Source organism: Schinkia azotoformans LMG 9581 (assembly GCF_000307855.1).
Lineage (GTDB): Bacteria > Bacillota > Bacilli > Bacillales > Bacillaceae_J > Schinkia > Schinkia azotoformans.
In genome coordinates, this window is the sequence record NZ_AJLR01000147.1 from 118,938 (window position 1) to 136,021 (window position 17,084).

Below are 17,084 nucleotides of genomic sequence, written 5' to 3' on the forward strand. Positions count from 1 at the left end.
TTTCAATATTAGAACAGAACGAAAGAAGCCCACCTCCCTTAGAGAGATTGGGCTTTTGCTTTTTGCGAAGCAGCCTGCAGTGCCTGCTCAAAATCAGCAATTAAATCGTCAACATGCTCTAGTCCAACAGAAAGTCTTAACAAGCCATCGGTAATTCCTCTTTTTTCTCTTTCCTCTTTTGACATTGCAGCATGTGACATGGTAGCTGGATAAGAAAGTATGGACTCGACAGCCCCGAGGCTAACAGCAAAAACAGGTATTCGAACATGTTCGATAAATGCTTTCGCTATTTCTTTATTTGGTAACCTGAAAGATAAAACAGCACCGAACCCATGAGACTGTTTAACATGGATGTCATGGCCGGGATGAAATGATAAGCCTGGATAATACACTTCCTCGATCAATTGATGATGATGGAGGTATGTGGCTATATGCTGAGCTGATTCCGATGACTGTTTTAAGCGTGTTCCTAATGTTTTCATTCCTTGGATTAATAGATAAGAATCTTGTGCGCCTAAAATAGCCCCAAAGGAGTTTTGGATAAAAGCTAGTCTTTTACCTAGTTCTTCGTTCTTTGTAATCGCTAACCCAGCAATAATATCACTATGGCCCGATAAAAACTTTGTAGCACTATGGAGCACCACATCTACACCCAATTGGAGTGGGTTTTGGCAAAGTGGTGTCATAAAGGTGTTATCGAGAAAAGTTAAGCAGTTATGCTCTTTTGCAATTTCTACGACTGCTTCAATGTCTGTAATGTTTAAACACGGATTAGAAGGTGTTTCGATGTAAATGACCTTCGTATTCGGTTGAATTGCATTGGATATTGCGTTAAGGTCAGTCATATTAACAAATGTATGGTCAATCTTAAATTGAGTTAATACTTTGGTTACAAAACGATAAGTGCCACCGTAAACATCTTCTGAGATTACTACATGGTCACCTGCAGAAAGCAGCATGAAGGCTGAAGAGATAGCTGCCATTCCGGAAGCAAAAGCTAATCCTCTCACACCACCTTCTAATTCAGTAATTTTCTGTTCCAGCGCTTCCCTGGTCGGATTACCGGAGCGGCTATAATCGAATGGACCGAAATCGTCAAAACTTGCTTGGTGAAAAGTGGACGATAGATAAATCGGAACGTTTACTGCACCTGTTTTCTGTTCAATATCTGGATTTGATGATGCATGAATTAATTTAGTTTCTAGCTTGTCTTTGTATATGCTCATAGGTCGTTATCCTCCTTTTGCAATTTAGAAAATACTTGTTTCAGGTCTGAAATTAAATCTTCCGCATCTTCAATACCAACGGAAAAACGTAATAATCGATTGCATACACCGCGCTCGTTTCGTTCTTCTTCAGGGATGTCTGCATGTGTCTGGGTGGCAGGATATGTAATAAAGCTTTCTACGCCACCAAGGCTTTCAGCAAAAGTGATCAGCTTGAGATTTTCTAAAAATGGTTCAACCCATTTACTTTCTCTTAACCGAAATGACAGCATACCACCTTTACCGGGGTATAAAACGTCAAGTACCTTCTCTTCAGTTTTTAAGTAGGCCGCTATTTTTTTCGCATTTTCATCATGTTGTTTCATTCGTAAATGAAGTGTTTTTAAACCTCTGATTAATAGCCAGGAATCAAAAGGTGATAATACTGCGCCAGAAGCATTATGATGAAAAGCCAATCTTTCGCAAATGTTTTCCCCTTTTGCAACAACGAGGCCTGCAAGTACGTCATTATGTCCACCAATATACTTGGTTGCACTATGAATAACGATATCCGCTCCTAATTCAAGCGGTTGCTGAAAATAGGGTGTATAAAAAGTGTTATCTACGATAAGTAATAAGTTATATTTTTGAGTAAGTAATACATACTGCTCGATATCAATTTCTTGCATTAATGGATTCGTTGGGGTCTCTATAAAAATAGCTTTTGTATTTGAAGTGATCAGCTTTTCTGTTTCGTGTATATCACTAAAGCTTGTATATGTCGTATGAATGTCATAGGCATCTGAAAAATTTTTAAGCAAGCGGTAGGTACCACCATAAATATCCTCAGAAACTAGTAGTTCATCCCCACTCCTGAAAAGAGACAGAACTAATTGGATCGCTGCCATCCCGGAGCTACAGGCAAAACCACGGTCCCCTGACTCCAAGTCTGCAATTCCTTCCTCCAAAATTGTCCGAGTAGGGTTTTTGGTACGAATATAGTCATATCCTGTAGATTTTCTAAGTCCACTATGCCCATAGGCCGTTGATAAATATATAGGTGGATTGACGGCTCCTGTTTTGTGATCCGTTTTATTCCCTAATTGAACTAACTTTGTTTCTAATCTATTTGTTGACATGCTTTTCATCCCTTTCGTTTACATTCATTTTTAAATCAAGGGCAAAAAATAAGAGCCCTCTAATAAGAAGAAGGCTCCTAAAAAACGAAAACAATCTTCTCATCTTCTAGGCGCTTATCGCCTATGGAATTAGCACCGTTTCTTCTTAAAGGCCGGTTGCTGAGACTTCATTGGGCCAATCCCTCAGTCTCTCTTGATAAGAAAAATATGTAATTATTAAATGATTGGAATAATTTTCATTTTATTATACTTTAAAATAGATTACAAGAGGAAAATGGGTGTGAATAGTTGCAATTGTAAAAATATTTCGCTAAAGGTGGTTGACATTAAAATTATAAGGATGCTAATATCTTCCAAACACGACTAAACTTATTGGTATTATTAATGATTTTTACTTGCTTTAACGAGGATTAATAAGATTCCTGTTATCCATCGTTTTGCCTAAGTTTACATTTCGTTTGTAAGAGGAACGCCGGTTATTGTCCAAATTTTTATTATCTATAACAGTGTGCCCTCGTATAAATCTGCGACATATGTTATACTATATTCAAGGTAACAAGAACGTACGTTTGACAAAAATCCAGTAATGGAATGTGGGCATGGTGCGTAAGTTGTCGTCCTAAATGCATTCAAAAACCGGAAAGTGAGGTGAGTAGAAAATGATCGTGAAGAAAGCATACAAATTTAGGATCTATCCTACCAAAGAACAAGAAATCTTAATTGCTAAAACCATCGGTTGCAGTCGTTTCATCTATAATTACTTTGTGGGAAGACAAAAACAGAAAGATGCATACTGGTATATCGTGAATGAAATGGTTCAGAACGGTCAGCTTCTTAAGAATAATTGGAAGGGTGAATGTTTCAATAAGCATAAATCTATAAAAGCCCTCCCTAATTTAAAGGAACATTACCCCTTTTTAAAAGAAGTAGATAGTATTGCTCTTCAAAAGTCCGTTGAAATTGTTCACGATGCCTATACAAGATACTATAAAAAACAAAATAATGAACCGCGTTTTAAATCCAAAAAAAATCCTGTTCAATCGTATACAACAAAATATGTGAATGGTAATATTGCTATTTTGGACCAGCATCTTAAACTTCCCAAACTCGGACTTGTGCGTTTTGCTAAAAGTAAAGAAGTCGATGGTCGAATTATAAATGTTACCATTAGGCGTAATGCGACTGGTAAATACTTTGTATCCATTCTTGTTGAAACGGAGGTACAATCATTGGATAAGACAGGTTCAGCCGTTGGGATTGATGTGGGACTCATAGATTTTGCAACCCTCTCGGACGGAACAATATACAAAAATCCAAAGTTTTTCCGTACATTAGAAGAAAAATTAGCTAGCGCCCAACGTATTCTTTCAAGACGAAAAATAGGTTCGTCAAATTGGCATAAACAACGTGTAAAGGTTGCGAAAATCCATGAAAAAATCACGAATGCAAGAAAAGATATGCTAGATAAAATCTCGACTCATCTTGTCAAAAGCCACGACATCATAGGAATTGAGGATTTGTCTGTAAGCAATATGCTTAAAAATGGAAATCTTGCTAAAGCCATTAGTGAGGTATCATGGTCACAATTTAGAACGATGTTGGAGTACAAAGCGAAATGGTATGGAAAGCAAGTCATAACAGTCGCGAAAACCTTTGCTTCTAGTCAACTATGTTCGAATTGTGGTTATCAACATAAAGACGTAAAGAATCTCGCATTACGTGAATGGACCTGCCCGTGTTGTGGGATACATCACCAAAATCGTGATTTGAATGCTTCTATCAATCTACGAAATGAAGCGTTACGACTCATTGGTGCCTAGAAGAATTCCAAGTTAAAGCTTGTCGGAGGTATCAAACACCGTTTGTACGACCAACCGTCGGAACGATGGGGGTAGCCTAATCAATTAGAAATCGATAGGTTTCTTTACTTAGGAATCTCGTGGCTTTAGCCATGAGAGGGTTCAAGGATGGTGGTGTCATTGTGGAGGAAGGCATATCCCGTGACATTTTCTCTAATCCCAAAGAAGAAAGAACGCGTCAGTTCTTAAAAAGAGTAATTCCTGAAGATTTTAATTACTACATCTAGGAAGTACATTATAAAAAACGAAAACTACCAATCTATTACAAGTTATATTGTAGTGGATTGGTAGTTAAAAGAGCTTATTTATCACTATTATTCATAGCTTTATCCGCAAGCAAAAGGATCGTCATGTCATCCATTGGTGGGTTATGGAGACCCGCACGGACATCGCGGTAATATCGTTGCAATGGATTTTTGGATGATAAACTTTGGGCGCCTACTACTCTCATTGCCAGGTCGACAACTTTTATCGCTGCATTTGTTACAGCAAGCTTAACCGCTCCAAGTTCTGGCTTTAATTGATTTCGTTCCTCTTCACTTGAGTGATCCCATTGCTTTGCAACTGAATAAAGAAAATGTCGTGCTCTCAGCAACTCTAATTCCATTTCCCCTACTTTTTGTTTTACATATGGTAAGTCAATGATCGATCCTGTAATACTATTAGGTGAGTAGTCCTTGGCGAAATTAATCGCATAGCTTTGAGCAGCTTGCGCAATTCCTAAGTAACAGGCTGGAATATGAAGTAACCAGCCAGAAGCCCCTTTATTGCCCGGTTCAAACCACTCTACCTGGTAATCCTCCTCTACCTCGACATTATTCAATACTAAATCGTGGCTACCTGTGCCTCTCATTGTGATACTATCCCACGTTTCCACAATTTTAACCCCGGCTTTTGCTCGAGGAATTAAAAAGTACCCAATAGCTCCTGTTTCCGGAACTGTAGCTGTCACGTTAAAGTAATCAAGTACAGGGGCCATTGTAGAAAATGTCTTTCTACCATTAAGAATCCATTTATCTCCATCTTTAATAGCTGTCGTTGTAGGTTTTCCACCCCGTGTGGGACTTCCGGTTTGTGGTTCTGATGCACAGTTATTAATAAGTGCTCCCTTTTTTACTTCCTCACATAACATTTGGAATGTGGACTCTTTCCAAATGTTTTTTTCTCCGAGGTCTTGGATAATCCCCATATGCCATCCAATTGATAAGGCAGTGGCGCCATCCCCTCTTGCGATATACTCTTGAAACCTGACAAGATCATAAAGAGAAATTGCTTCTCCTCCGAATTTTTCAGGAAGTGTAAGCTCAGTATAGCCGGAGCTTTTAAGTTCAGAAATATTTTCAAAGGGAAAACTTCCTTCTTCGTCAATCTTGGCAGCTCTTGTTAAGAAACGTTGAGATAGTTCTTCCATGTATTCGAGCCGCTCATCCATACTTTTAAGATCTTGAAATCTCATCTAATAATCAGTCCTTTTTCCTACTATTCTTATCTGTTTTTAATTATTAGATAATTATACAATGATTTTTTGTGTATTCCAATGATTAGTTGCCATTCTTATTGTAGTAATTTTTTTTCTCAAAATTACTTGACGTGATTTGATAAATATATTATATTTGGTTACATAAAGTAAGTTAATAAAAAATAAACAATGAACTTTAGGAGGACGAATAATATGTCAACATTTACATTAGATAAAGTACACAGTGGGATCGGATTTCAAGTGAAACACATGATGGTTTCCAAGGCAAAAGGCGAATTCAAAAACTTCGATGTTGCTGTTGAAGGTGATATCAATAATCTTGAAGGTTTAAAAATAACTGCAACAATTGATGCCGCATCGATCAGTACAAATAATGATGATCGTGATGGACACCTACGTTCAGCAGATTTCTTCGACGTAGAAAAATACCAAACTATCAAAATCGAAGGTCAATCGATTAAAAAGATCTCTGATGAAGAATATGAATTAACAGCATTAGTTACAATTAAAGATGTAACAAATACAGAAAAGTTTACCGTAGAATTTAGCGGTGTTTCTAAAAATCCGATGGATGGCAGCACTGTAACAGGATTCGATGTGGAAGGAAAAATCAACCGTGAAAATTATGGTTTAACTTGGAACGCAGCGCTTGAAACTGGTGGCTTCCTAGTTGGTAAAGATGTAAAATTATCTGCAAACTTTGAGTTTGTAGTAGCATAATGTATGCAAGCAAAAGCATGGCCTATTCTTGGGCTATGCCTTTTTCTTTATTATTTAAAAAATTTAAATAATTCATTGACAATTGGATTACTTGGTTTTATTATAGACATTAATTACTAATCAATATAATAATTTCTTATCAAGAGCGACTGAGGGACCAGGCCCATAGAAGTCCAGCAACCTCCATAATGGAACGGTGCTAAATCCTGCAGAATGATTTCATTCTGAAAGATAAGGTGAAAATTGACATTGTCAGGTTAACCCTCTTTCAAAATGAACGAGGGTTTTTTACATGTAAAAAAGATTGGGGAGGAGAGGGTTTTATTGTCTTTAAACACACGAATTGATCACCAAGTTCTTGAGAAAATTATTCATACATTGGAGGGCTTAGAATTTGGAACGGTTCAAATAACAGTTCATGATTCACAGGTGACACAAATTGAAAAGAATGAAAAGCACCGGTTTCAATTACAAAAACCAAAAGCAAAGGCCTCTACAACAAATGAAAGTCAAAAGTAAGACCTTAACAAAATTAAATTCTTGCCGATCGGACCACCGAAGGCTCCTTTAGTTTCTAGGTACAACTATGTACTAAAACTTTAGGGGCTTTTTTATTTTTTTTAAAGCCCCTAAAAATCAAAGATTGGAGTGGAGAATTTGATCGAAGTTCGTAACCTTGTAAAAAGTTATCATTCAAAAAAAGGAATTGTTGTGGGGGTTGATCATGTATCTCTGAAAATAGCAAAAGGAGAGATATTTGGGATTATTGGGTACAGTGGGGCGGGCAAAAGTTCACTTTTACGTTGTTTAAATTTATTAGAAAAGCCGACTTCTGGGGAAGTGTATATTGATCAAGTTGAACTTACTTCCTTAAATAAATCAGAACTAAGGAAAGCACGTTTGAAGATCGGCATGATATTTCAACATTTCTACTTAGTAAGTTCGAAGACCGTTTTTGAGAATGTTGCATTCGCTTTAAAGGCCGCACGTAAATCTAAAACTGAAATTACCGATCGAGTCCTATGGCTGCTAGAAATAGTAGGACTTGCAGATAAAAAAGATGCCTTTCCTTCACAATTAAGCGGCGGCCAAAAACAGCGGGTTGCCATTGCAAGGGCATTAGCAAATGAACCAAATGTGCTTCTATGTGATGAAGCAACATCGGCATTGGATCCTACAACGACCAAAGCAATCCTTAAACTACTAAAAAAGATTAATGAGGATCTCGGGTTAACCATTGTTCTGATCACTCATGAAATGGAAGTGGTTAAAGAAATTTGTGACAAAGTTGCGGTTATGCAGTCGGGAAGAGTGATCGAAGAGGGCACGGTGTATGAAGTTTTTGCTAATCCCAAAGAAGATTTAACAAAAGAATTTATTAATACAATTTTACATTTCGGATTACCTGATCGGCTAATCGCAAATAAAAAGGGAAAAATTGTGAAAATTGTTTTCAAAGGAGAGGTTGCAGAAGAGTCGATTGTATCAGATATGCTACAGACTTTTAAAATTAGGGGAAATATTCTTCATGGAAAAATTGAATACATTAAGGAAGTGCCACTCGGTATTTTTATTATGGAAGTAATAGGCGAATCAATTGAAATTGAACGTGCTCTTAGCTTCATTAAACAACGGGTTGAAGTATTGGAGGTGTTCGATGATGCTGCTTGATTCCTTGATAAACCTATTACCTGACTTGAATAAAGCATTTTTTCAAACGATCTATATGGTTTTCATTTCTTTAACGATTGCGATTGTAGGAGGTTTGCCATTAGGACTGGTATTATTCGTGACTGATAAAGGATTATTTTTAGAAAATATTCGCGTTCAATCCATTGTTGGGATCATCGTTAACATTGTGCGCTCAATCCCTTATATTATTTTGCTAGTGGCATTGCTCCCATTAACAAAGTTGATTACAGGGACAACAATCGGGCCAACAGCAGCCTCCGTTTCTTTATCTGTTGCAGCAATTCCGTTTTTTGCAAGAATCGTCGAGGCATCACTACGTGAAATTGACAAAGGGGTCATTGAAGCAGCCGTGGCAGTTGGTGCAACACCATGGATGATTATTAAGGATGTACTATTGCCTGAAGCAAAGCCAAGTGTTATTCAAGGGTTGACCCTTACAACGATTAGTTTAGTTGGATATTCTGCGATGGCCGGTATCGTTGGCGGCGGTGGTATCGGTGATTTAGCGATCCGCTTTGGATATTATCGCTATGATAATACTGTAATGTTTACGACAATCATTATTTTGATCGTCCTAGTGCAGTTTATACAATTCGGTGGAGATAAAATTGCCCGTTTTGTAGATAAACGCTAATGAGATTAAACCAAGTACTTAAATATAAAAACTATGAATAATGAAGGAGAGTATATGATGAAGAAATTTAAAAAAGTTGTTTTACCAATATTATTATTTGTTTTGCTAGTAGGTATTTTAACAGGCTGCGGACAAAGTGGAAAGACAAGTCAAGCGGCCACGAGCGAAGGTTCTAAGGAAATTAAAGAACTTAAAATCGGGGCAACTGTTGGACCATATAGCGATATGGTTTCAAAGGCAATTAAACCAATCCTTGAACAAAAGGGCTATAAAGTAGAAGTCATTGAGTTTAGCGACTACATTCAACCCAATATTGCGCTTGGAAATGGTTCATTGAACGCCAATCTTTATCAACACAAAATTTATATGGAAACATTTGCAAAAGACAATAATCTAGAACTTTCTATTGTGTCACCTGTTCCTACTGTTCCAATGGGGATTTATTCGCATAAATATCAATCTATTGATGAGGTTAAGGAAGGCAGCTCTGTAGCAATACCGAATGATCCAACGAATCTTGCTAGGGCGCTATTAATCTTACAGGATGTCGGTCTAATCAAATTTGATCAAAATGCTAACCCACTTACTGTTTCTGAAAAAGATATTATTGAAAATCCGAAGAATTTAGTTTTCCAACCGATTGAAGCAGCCCAATTACCAAGGTCTTTGGAGAGTACGGATTTATCCGCCATCAACGGTAACTTTGCTTTAGCAGCAGGTTTAAGCTTACAAGATGCCCTTCAATTAGAGAACATACCTGCTGATTATTTGAATAACGTTGTTGTAAATACAAAAGATTTAGAGGCTGCATTTACAAAAGATATCCTGGAAGCAGTGGAATCAGCGGAATTTGAAAAAGTAATTGATGAACAATTCCAAGGCTATAGTAAACCGGATTGGATGAAAAATCGTTAAATAGGAGGAATCAATTATTATGTCAAAGATACACCTTCGGACAGAGGATCGGATTGCGTTTATCACCATTGATGCACCACCGGTGAATGCGTTGAATGAAGAGGTTTTACATCAGTTATCTATAACTTTAGATGACATCATTAATAGTGAAATAGATGTTGTTATTATATCTGGAGCTGGAGACAAAGCTTTTGTCGCTGGAGCCGACATTCGCGAATTTTCAACTCTGAACAAAGAGACTGGTGAAGAATTATGCAAACGGGGGCAGAGCATTTTTACTAAAATCGAAAGATTGCCGCAGCCCGTCATTGCTGCTATTGATGGCTTTGCATTAGGAGGCGGATTTGAGCTTGCGCTGGCCTGTGATTTCAGAATAGCTTCAAGTAGATCAACCTTTGGATTTCCAGAAGTTAAACTGGGGATACTTCCCGGCTACGGCGGAACACAGAGACTAGCAAGACTAATAGGCATTGGGAAAGCGAAACAGATTATTTTCTCCGGTGAATTTTTCGCGGCTGAAGAGGCTTTTAAATTTGGACTTATAGAAGAAATAACAGATGAATCCCCGATTGAAAAAGCAAAAGATTGGGCAGAAAAAATTAAACAACGAGGACCGTTAGCGGTTGAATTTGCGAAAAAGGCGATCAATACAGGTATTGATTTACCTTTAGAGGAAGGGCTTGAATGGGAGGCCCGATTTTTTGGTGAATTATGCGAGACAGCAGATAAAAATGAAGGGGTCACAGCCTTTCTTGAAAAAAGACAACCAAAATTTTTGAAACGATAGGAGAAATGGAAATGCCAAAAATAGTTGCCGTAATCGGATTTGGAACAATGGGTTCAGGAATTGCCCAAACTTTTGTAGAAGCTGGCTATCAAGTTATTGCAGTGGAAAAGGAGGAGACGCTGTTTACGCGGGGGCTAAAACAAATTCAAAGAAACTGGGAACGGTCGATTGAGAAGGGAAGGCTAACTACAGAAAAGAAAACTCAATTGGAACAGCTGCTAACTGTAACAACAGATTGGAATCGTATCGCAGATGCAGAATTTCTTATTGAAGCGATCAGTGAAAATATTGACTTAAAAAAAGAAGTTTTCAAGGAAATCAGTCAAGTAGTTAGTGAGAATGCCATTATTGCAAGTAATACTTCAGGTTTGAGTATTACGGAAGTAGCGAGCGTCGTTCCTAATCCTTCAAGAGTAATTGGTTGCCACTTTTTTAATCCAGTTCCTGTTATGAAGCTTGTCGAGTTGATCCGTGGGTATGATACGAGCGAACAGACGTATGAAAAGACAAAGAAAATTGTTGTATCACTTGGGAAAGAATCGATCGAGGTGAATGAATCGCCGTTGTTTGCTGTAAATCGTATTTTAGTTCCTATGATCAATGAAGCCATTTTTGTACTACAGGAAGGGGTAGCAAGTGCAGAGGATATTGATCGGGGGATGAAGCTCGGGGCCAATCATCCAATTGGGCCATTAGCTCTAGCCGACTTAATTGGTCTTGATACTTTATTATTTGTTCAGGACTCGTTGTATGAAAATACTCAGGATTCTAAATATCGATCTGCCCCATTACTTAGAAAGCTTGTAAGAGCAGGTCATCTTGGCAGAAAGACTGGGAAGGGATTTTTTGAATATAAGTAGGAAGAGGTGGGATTAGGATGAGTGTAACTGTTGGTAGTTTAATAGATTGGTCGGCAGAAAATTTCCCGCAAAAACTTGCGATTATATATGAAAGAAAGAATCAACAATGGACGTATAGCGAGCTTAAAGAAAAAGTGAACAACTTAGCTGGGGCACTTCAAAATTTAGGTGTTAAGAAAGGAAATGTTGTATCGACCTTTTTATATAACACTAGTGAATTTGTTATTGCTCTTTTCGCTGCAGCAAAGCTCGGTGCTATTTTTAATCCAATAAATTATCGGTTAACGGCGCATGAGCTGCAGTACATATTAAATGATGCAGGATCAACTGTCCTTTTATATGAAGGAGTCGTCGCTGAAACGATTAGAAAAACAGCAGATTTAGGTGTAAATGTAGATCATTTCATTTTTGTCGATGACGATGCGCCATCGGGGTCACTTGATTTCTATGAACTTATTAATAAAAGTCTGGGCTTTCAACCGGTCGAGGTAAGTGAAAACGATCTATATATCATGATGTATACAAGCGGCACGACAGGCAAACCAAAAGGTGTTCTCCACAAGCATCGTGATATGGTCCATCATAATTTTCTAATGATGCAATGTCAGGGGTTCACAAAAGAGGATATCGGACTGACCATTGCTCCATTAAATCATACAGCAGAGCTTCATACATCGTTTTTACCTAGATTACAAGTAGGTGCTACGAATGTTTTGCTCCATCATTTTGACACGAAGTTAGTTCTTAAAACATTAGAGGAGGCTAAGGTTACCCATATGTTTGCAGCCCCAACGATGGTGAATATGCTGCTGAATGATGAAGATTTTGATAAGTATGATTTATCGAAGCTTCGACTTTTAGGATATGGTGGGGCATCCATGGCACCTGTCCTTATTAGGGAATTTCAAGCCAGAACAAATGCTGGGCTTGTTCAAATGTTCGGCACTACTGAAATGGGCCCTGTTATGTCGGTATTGTATAGTGATGAGCAGCTTGAAAAAGCTGGTTCAGCCGGGAAGGCTATTTTGACGCATGAAGTTCGGATTGCAAGGGTAAATCCAGATGGTCCAACACATCCTGATGATCTTTGTGGTATTGGTGAAGTTGGTGAAATTCTTGTGAAAGGCCCTTGTGTGATGGAGGGGTATTATAAACGCCCTGATGCAACGAAAGCAGCACTCGCCTATGGTTGGTATCACACAGGTGATTTAGGCTCGCTCGATGAGGAAGGGTATGTTTGGATTCGTGATCGTATTGATCACATGATAAATTCTGGTGCTGAAAATATTTATCCGAGGGAAGTAGAAGATCAGTTGCTTGAACATCCTGATGTGCTGGAAGTAGCGGTCATTGGTGAGCCTGATCCGAAATGGGGCCAAATAGTTGTCGGATATGTTGTCTTAAAAGAAGGAAGCAATCTAGAAGCGAACGACCTAGATCAGTATTTAATAGACGGGGAAAAATTGGCACCATTTAAACGTCCAAGAAAATATCGATTCATTGACATTCTTCCAAAAACGCCAAGCGGGAAGATTCAAAAGTATCTGTTAGAGGATGTAACTGACAAAGTAGTGTAGGAGGAATGAATCCATGTTATTTCAATTATCGCCAGACCACCTTGAAATTAGGGAGAGTATTCATCGACTGGCGCAAGAAAAAATTAAGCCACGTGCAAATGATATAGATGAAGCTGGAGTATATCCGATGGATATTAAAGATTTATTGGCGCAATATGGTTATCTTGGTGCCAATATCCCTGAAGAATATGGTGGGTCTGGTCTTGATCTGTTGAGTTTTTGCCTTATAGTTGAGGAAATATCCCGTGTATGTGCTTCCTCTTCCCAGGTAGTTGTCGTCCAGGAATTAGGGACATTGCCTATTTTGATTGGTGGTTCAGAGGATCTTAAAAGAAGATATCTGCCGGATATTGCATCGGGTAAGAAAATAGCAGCGTATGCCCTGACTGAACCGAATGCCGGTTCGGATGTCCAAAGCTTACAAACATTTGCGAAAAAAGATGGAAATGATTATATACTGAGCGGTCAAAAAATCTTTATCTCAAATGGCGGTGTAGCCGATTTTTATACTGTATTTGCAAAAACTGAAAAAGGGATTACTGCATTTGTCGTAGACAGTGACACACCAGGGCTCGAGATAGGTAAGCTTGAAAAGAAGATGGGCATTAAAGGCTCTCCTACAGCCCAAATATTTTTCGAAGACTGCCGCGTTTCTGCCGAAAATATAATTGGAGAGGAAGGGCAAGGCTGGGTATTGGCAATGAAAACATTCGATAAATCAAGACCGACAGTGGGGGCTCAAGCACTGGGTATTGCCCAAGGCGCACTTGATGAAAGTTTATCTTACATTGCTGAAAGAGAACAGTTTGGAAAGAAAATTGGTTCATTTCAAGGTGTTCAGTTTATGGTTGCGGATATGGCCACACAAATTGAGGCAGCACGGGGACTTGTTTATCAAGCAGCAGAAAAAGTCAATGAATTAGGGGTAGAAGGGAAAAATCCGGAAGTAACAAAAGCCTCGTCTATGGCCAAATTGTTTGCATCGGATGTAGCGATGAAAGTTACCATTGATGCTGTACAGTTATTAGGCGGTTATGGGTATACACATGAGTACTCGGTTGAAAGAATGATGCGCGATGCAAAAATCACTCAGATTTATGAAGGCACAAATCAGATTCAACGGATTATCATTGCAAAAAATATATTAGCGGGGTCAAAATGAATAATCTAAAGCTTTTATTTTTACATGGTGCAGGTGGAACTAAGAGTAAGTGGAGAAAACTAAAGGACGAACTTGACCGTACAGATATAATATATTCGATCATCGATTTACCAGGGCACGGAGAGAACCCGAATGAGGTTCCTGAAAGTATTGAAGAATTTGCAGCCCGAATAAATGAAGAAATAAATAGTAATGTCATCATAATCGGGCATTCTATGGGCGGGTTAATTGGAATTGAAATAGCTGCAAGAACTGAGAATGTGAAAGGTCTAGTTTTAATTAACAGTCATTTTCAATTGCCGGTTCACCCTAAAGTGCTGGAAAAATTGTCATCTGAAGCGCTTTTTCCTGAGTCGTTTTTTAAAGCTTCCTACGGGCAGGCAGTGGATCCTGCATTATTAGAAGAAGAAAGGAAAGAGTTATATTATAATTCCAAAGCGACAATAGTGAAAGACTTTACTAATTGTGCAAATTATAAGAATGGAAAAAGCAAAGTTAGTCAGCTAAATATTCCATTGCTTGCTATTTATGGCTCAGAGGATCTTTTAATTCCGAAAACAGCAGAAGAAGAACTTCTTGAAGTTGCAAAAAAATTAGCAATTGAAAAAATTGACGGGGCTGGTCACTATTTGATTTTAGAAAAAAGTGAAGAATTATTTTCTAGAATACTCGCTTTTTATGAAACTTTTTCATAATTACGATGAATGATAAATTAAAAATCGACAATAGCTTGATGACAATTGTCGATTTTTTGCCTTTCTAATTAATAGAAGCAGGTCAAAAATTGTTGTATACTAGTAGTTAATAATACAGCAAGTATGTAAGAAACAGAAAGGGCAATAAATATGATTACAAATTCAGCAATATACCAATTAATCGAAAAGGATGATTTTTACCACTGTTCTCAATCATTATATTCAGCCTTAGACTGGTCGAGAATTGGTGCAGAAATATTGCTCCGTTCGAAATTGGGGGAAACAGACTTAATATTTAGCCAAGCAAAATTAGTGAATAAGTTGTATGAACTTGAAACAAAGTCAATTTTTAAAGTATTACAAACCTACCACTCTGAAGAAAACACATTAAAAGACCTCTTATTTATAAATATATTTCCATCAACGATTCTACACCACGAATTCCCGACCTTTATAAAAAAGATGTCAACTGACTTTCCTGCTAAGAGACAAAATATCGTTTTTGAAATCGTAAATACAGATTATGTAGAAGATATTTCTAGTTTGAAAGGGCGAATAAATCTTTTAAAGGAACTTGGCTATCTTATTGCGATTGATGATGTCGGTAAAGGCTGGTCAACGCTGGATTTGATTATTGAATTGGAGCCCCATTATATTAAACTTGACCGCTTTTTCTCTCGAAACCTATCCAATTCAAAGCAAAAGCAACAAATGATTAAATCATTAATCAACTATGCACATAATTCGGATATAAAAGTAGTGCTTGTTGGGATCGAACAGGAGACGGACTTGTCGATTGCAAAATATTTAGGTGTGGATATTTGCCAGGGGTTCCTGTTGGACAAGCCAAAGCCTATTTCACAAAGTGTGTAATCAAGACGAAAAAAATCCTAGGGAGGAAGCATTCCCTAGGATTTTTGTAGATAGAAAATAAAAAAGGCAACAATATCTGCCGCCTCTTTTAACATGTTTGGTATGGAGACAATCGGGATCGAACCGACGACCTCTTGCATGCCATGCAAGCGCTCTCCCAACTGAGCTATGCCCCCATATTACTATTAACTTATCGAGTTTGATTACAAACCCATGGGATTATTTTAATAGCTGATTATTAAAATGTAAAGCTTTTTCGATTATCCACACTCTACCCACAGGTTGTGAACAGAAATGATAAATTTATTAACAACCTGGAGTTACTTATCCACAAGAACCGTCTATTTATCCACAGAATATCAACATATGTTGAAATTTGAATTTTTCTAGAGCAGATAACTAACAATATGATAGTAACGATAGATAGAAAGGGTGCAATATTTTTGTATAGTAAGGTTATATTTGTACTACTGTGGAGTGTAATCTTAGTTGGGTTTCTACCCGATTCTCCTTCAGCTATGGATAACGGAAGTAAGGATGAAAGAACAGTTCTAGACCCAAAAGTAATTGATATAGAAACTAGTCCGGTTCCGATGGTCAACCAATGGGTGACATTGCGCCAACGTTCAACGGGTGAATTACTTATTAAAGTAGAGGCGCTAAATACTAAAGAAGTAAGATTTTGGACAGTACCGGTAAAAAATAAGTCATGGCAGAATTCATGGGAACAACGGAAGCTTATAAGTATTGATCAGGATGGCAGTGATGGGTGGTCCTCAACATTCTTTTACGGGCAAGAAAATTTACTTATGTTCATTGTGGTTGAAGCGATCGGTCACAACGGACAAACAGATAAGAGACCATTCTATGTTGTCTACCGAAAATAAGAAAAGAAAATAGGCTAGTTACTGATCAAATAGGGTAGCTAGCCTTATTCATTCTGCGGGTTTATCTATATCGATATTATCCTCAGTGGATGATGCCGCATATTTATCAAAATAGTGAAACGAACAAAATAGAACGATTAGACCTCCAAAAGGGATAATATAACTAATTATATTTTTAATCATTTATTAACCTCCTCAAAATTATCTAAATAATAGGTAAGCATCTGTACTTAATAAACAATATTGTATAAATAGTATATAAATATTATAACATTTTATTCCAGTTAAGTGAAAGCGTTGCCATAAAATAAATCTTAAATACTATTTTTATTTTAAAAAAGGCTATTTTTTGGTTGACTACTTGTGTGGGTCGTGTTATATTAGGAAAGTCGCTGTAAGAACAGCCAATTGTTTTGAAAAAAATGTTTAAAGCAAACAAAAAAGCTGTTGACTTCCACGAAGATAAGTGATATGATAAATATTGTCGCTGAAATAAATCGGCTGACAAGATGAAATGATCTTTGAAAACTAAACAAAATGTCAAGCGTGCAAATAAAGTTGAACTTTAAAGTTCAACACCAAGTCAGTATTAATTTTGA

General features: G+C 37.6%; 17 protein-coding genes, 1 tRNA gene, 1 pseudogene and 2 riboswitches. Of the genes and pseudogenes, 14 read left to right on the forward strand and 5 right to left on the reverse strand.

The window, feature by feature from the left end; genetic code table 11:
* Positions 1-38 precede the first annotated feature (38 nt).
* Together metC and BAZO_RS18205 are read right to left on the reverse strand one after the other, a co-directional pair.
* Positions 39-1,226: a cystathionine beta-lyase gene (metC, locus tag BAZO_RS18200; protein WP_003332903.1), complete on the reverse strand. Its 1,188-nt coding sequence runs from the start codon at positions 1,224-1,226 to the stop codon at positions 39-41.
* Entirely contained in the window at positions 1,223-2,344 is a 1,122-nt protein-coding gene (locus BAZO_RS18205) for a methionine biosynthesis PLP-dependent protein (protein ID WP_003332904.1), read from the reverse strand. The genes metC and BAZO_RS18205 overlap by 4 nt, the downstream gene beginning before the upstream one ends.
* A gap of 96 nt (positions 2,345-2,440) precedes the next feature.
* A riboswitch (SAM riboswitch) is annotated at positions 2,441-2,547 on the reverse strand.
* Between the two features lie 456 nt (positions 2,548-3,003).
* Between BAZO_RS18205 and tnpB the strand changes: the two genes are divergently transcribed.
* Together tnpB and BAZO_RS23130 are read left to right on the forward strand one after the other, a co-directional pair.
* Positions 3,004-4,164, forward strand: a complete 1,161-nt coding sequence (tnpB, locus tag BAZO_RS18210) for an IS200/IS605 family element RNA-guided endonuclease TnpB (protein ID WP_003332905.1) — start codon at positions 3,004-3,006, stop codon at positions 4,162-4,164.
* Between the two features lie 140 nt (positions 4,165-4,304).
* Positions 4,305-4,430, forward strand: a pseudogene (locus BAZO_RS23130) (amino acid ABC transporter ATP-binding protein); the annotation flags it as partial.
* Between the two features lie 74 nt (positions 4,431-4,504).
* On the opposite strand, the gene BAZO_RS18215 reads toward BAZO_RS23130, so the two are convergent.
* Positions 4,505-5,659 carry an acyl-CoA dehydrogenase family protein gene (locus tag BAZO_RS18215; RefSeq protein ID WP_003332908.1) on the reverse strand — a complete coding sequence of 385 codons (1,155 nt, stop codon included), beginning with the start codon at positions 5,657-5,659 and terminating at the stop codon, positions 4,505-4,507.
* Positions 5,660-5,875: 216 nt separating this feature from the next.
* Between BAZO_RS18215 and BAZO_RS18220 the strand changes: the two genes are divergently transcribed.
* The 11 genes from BAZO_RS18220 to BAZO_RS18270 all read left to right on the forward strand — a co-directional run bounded on the left by BAZO_RS18220 (position 5,876) and on the right by BAZO_RS18270 (position 15,598).
* Positions 5,876-6,403, forward strand: a complete 528-nt coding sequence (locus BAZO_RS18220; protein WP_003332909.1) for a YceI family protein — start codon at positions 5,876-5,878, stop codon at positions 6,401-6,403.
* Positions 6,404-6,536: 133 nt separating this feature from the next.
* Positions 6,537-6,641: riboswitch (SAM riboswitch) on the forward strand.
* A gap of 86 nt (positions 6,642-6,727) precedes the next feature.
* Positions 6,728-6,922, forward strand: a complete 195-nt coding sequence (locus BAZO_RS18225; RefSeq protein ID WP_003332910.1) for a YezD family protein — start codon at positions 6,728-6,730, stop codon at positions 6,920-6,922.
* A gap of 138 nt (positions 6,923-7,060) precedes the next feature.
* On the forward strand, positions 7,061-8,074 hold the full coding sequence (locus BAZO_RS18230) for a methionine ABC transporter ATP-binding protein (RefSeq protein WP_003332911.1): 1,014 nt from the start codon (positions 7,061-7,063) through the stop codon (positions 8,072-8,074).
* Positions 8,064-8,729, forward strand: coding sequence for a methionine ABC transporter permease (locus BAZO_RS18235; RefSeq protein WP_039957731.1), 666 nt, complete (start codon positions 8,064-8,066; stop codon positions 8,727-8,729). Before BAZO_RS18230 ends, BAZO_RS18235 begins: the two co-directional genes overlap by 11 nt.
* A gap of 57 nt (positions 8,730-8,786) precedes the next feature.
* Positions 8,787-9,644, forward strand: a complete 858-nt coding sequence (locus BAZO_RS18240) for a MetQ/NlpA family ABC transporter substrate-binding protein (RefSeq protein WP_003332913.1) — start codon at positions 8,787-8,789, stop codon at positions 9,642-9,644.
* 19 nt (positions 9,645-9,663) lie between these two features.
* Positions 9,664-10,431, forward strand: a complete 768-nt coding sequence (locus BAZO_RS18245; RefSeq protein ID WP_003332915.1) for an enoyl-CoA hydratase/isomerase family protein — start codon at positions 9,664-9,666, stop codon at positions 10,429-10,431.
* A gap of 11 nt (positions 10,432-10,442) precedes the next feature.
* Positions 10,443-11,291: a 3-hydroxyacyl-CoA dehydrogenase NAD-binding domain-containing protein gene (locus BAZO_RS18250; RefSeq protein WP_003332916.1), complete on the forward strand. Its 849-nt coding sequence runs from the start codon at positions 10,443-10,445 to the stop codon at positions 11,289-11,291.
* A 17-nt stretch (positions 11,292-11,308) separates the two neighbouring features.
* Complete coding sequence (locus tag BAZO_RS18255; RefSeq protein WP_003332917.1) at positions 11,309-12,868, forward strand: long-chain-fatty-acid--CoA ligase; 1,560 nt, start codon at positions 11,309-11,311, stop codon at positions 12,866-12,868.
* Between the two features lie 13 nt (positions 12,869-12,881).
* On the forward strand, positions 12,882-14,030 hold the full coding sequence (locus tag BAZO_RS18260; RefSeq protein ID WP_003332918.1) for an acyl-CoA dehydrogenase family protein: 1,149 nt from the start codon (positions 12,882-12,884) through the stop codon (positions 14,028-14,030).
* A complete protein-coding gene (locus tag BAZO_RS18265; protein WP_003332919.1) occupies positions 14,027-14,725 on the forward strand; it encodes an alpha/beta fold hydrolase in 699 nt (232 codons plus the stop codon). The genes BAZO_RS18260 and BAZO_RS18265 overlap by 4 nt, the downstream gene beginning before the upstream one ends.
* Before the next feature lie 150 nt (positions 14,726-14,875).
* Entirely contained in the window at positions 14,876-15,598 is a 723-nt protein-coding gene (locus BAZO_RS18270) for an EAL domain-containing protein (protein WP_003332920.1), read from the forward strand.
* A gap of 103 nt (positions 15,599-15,701) precedes the next feature.
* Here BAZO_RS18270 and BAZO_RS18275 read toward each other — a convergent pair.
* Positions 15,702-15,774: transfer RNA gene (locus BAZO_RS18275), tRNA-Ala, on the reverse strand.
* A 267-nt stretch (positions 15,775-16,041) separates the two neighbouring features.
* On the opposite strand from BAZO_RS18275, the gene BAZO_RS18280 reads away from it, so the two are divergent.
* Positions 16,042-16,485 carry a hypothetical protein gene (locus tag BAZO_RS18280; protein WP_003332921.1) on the forward strand — a complete coding sequence of 148 codons (444 nt, stop codon included), beginning with the start codon at positions 16,042-16,044 and terminating at the stop codon, positions 16,483-16,485.
* A gap of 48 nt (positions 16,486-16,533) precedes the next feature.
* Here BAZO_RS18280 and BAZO_RS23245 read toward each other — a convergent pair whose 3' ends face one another.
* On the reverse strand, positions 16,534-16,668 hold the full coding sequence (locus tag BAZO_RS23245) for a hypothetical protein (protein WP_268869830.1): 135 nt from the start codon (positions 16,666-16,668) through the stop codon (positions 16,534-16,536).
* Positions 16,669-17,084 lie beyond the last annotated feature (416 nt).

Bases quoted from the DNA above. Each gene is read 5' to 3' on its own strand.
- metC (WP_003332903.1), bottom strand. From the start codon at position 1,226: ATGAGCATATACAAAGACAAGCTAGAAACTAAATTAATTCATGCATCA.
- BAZO_RS18205 (WP_003332904.1), bottom strand. From the start codon at position 2,344: ATGTCAACAAATAGATTAGAAACAAAGTTAGTTCAATTAGGGAATAAA.
- tnpB (WP_003332905.1), top strand. From the start codon at position 3,004: ATGATCGTGAAGAAAGCATACAAATTTAGGATCTATCCTACCAAAGAA.
- BAZO_RS18215 (WP_003332908.1), bottom strand. From the start codon at position 5,659: ATGAGATTTCAAGATCTTAAAAGTATGGATGAGCGGCTCGAATACATG.
- BAZO_RS18220 (WP_003332909.1), top strand. From the start codon at position 5,876: ATGTCAACATTTACATTAGATAAAGTACACAGTGGGATCGGATTTCAA.
- BAZO_RS18235 (WP_039957731.1), top strand. From the start codon at position 8,064: ATGCTGCTTGATTCCTTGATAAACCTATTACCTGACTTGAATAAAGCA.
- BAZO_RS18240 (WP_003332913.1), top strand. From the start codon at position 8,787: ATGAAGAAATTTAAAAAAGTTGTTTTACCAATATTATTATTTGTTTTG.
- BAZO_RS18245 (WP_003332915.1), top strand. From the start codon at position 9,664: ATGTCAAAGATACACCTTCGGACAGAGGATCGGATTGCGTTTATCACC.
- BAZO_RS18250 (WP_003332916.1), top strand. From the start codon at position 10,443: ATGCCAAAAATAGTTGCCGTAATCGGATTTGGAACAATGGGTTCAGGA.
- BAZO_RS18255 (WP_003332917.1), top strand. From the start codon at position 11,309: ATGAGTGTAACTGTTGGTAGTTTAATAGATTGGTCGGCAGAAAATTTC.
- BAZO_RS18260 (WP_003332918.1), top strand. From the start codon at position 12,882: ATGTTATTTCAATTATCGCCAGACCACCTTGAAATTAGGGAGAGTATT.
- BAZO_RS18265 (WP_003332919.1), top strand. From the start codon at position 14,027: ATGAATAATCTAAAGCTTTTATTTTTACATGGTGCAGGTGGAACTAAG.
- BAZO_RS18270 (WP_003332920.1), top strand. From the start codon at position 14,876: ATGATTACAAATTCAGCAATATACCAATTAATCGAAAAGGATGATTTT.
- BAZO_RS23245 (WP_268869830.1), bottom strand. From the start codon at position 16,668: ATGATTAAAAATATAATTAGTTATATTATCCCTTTTGGAGGTCTAATC.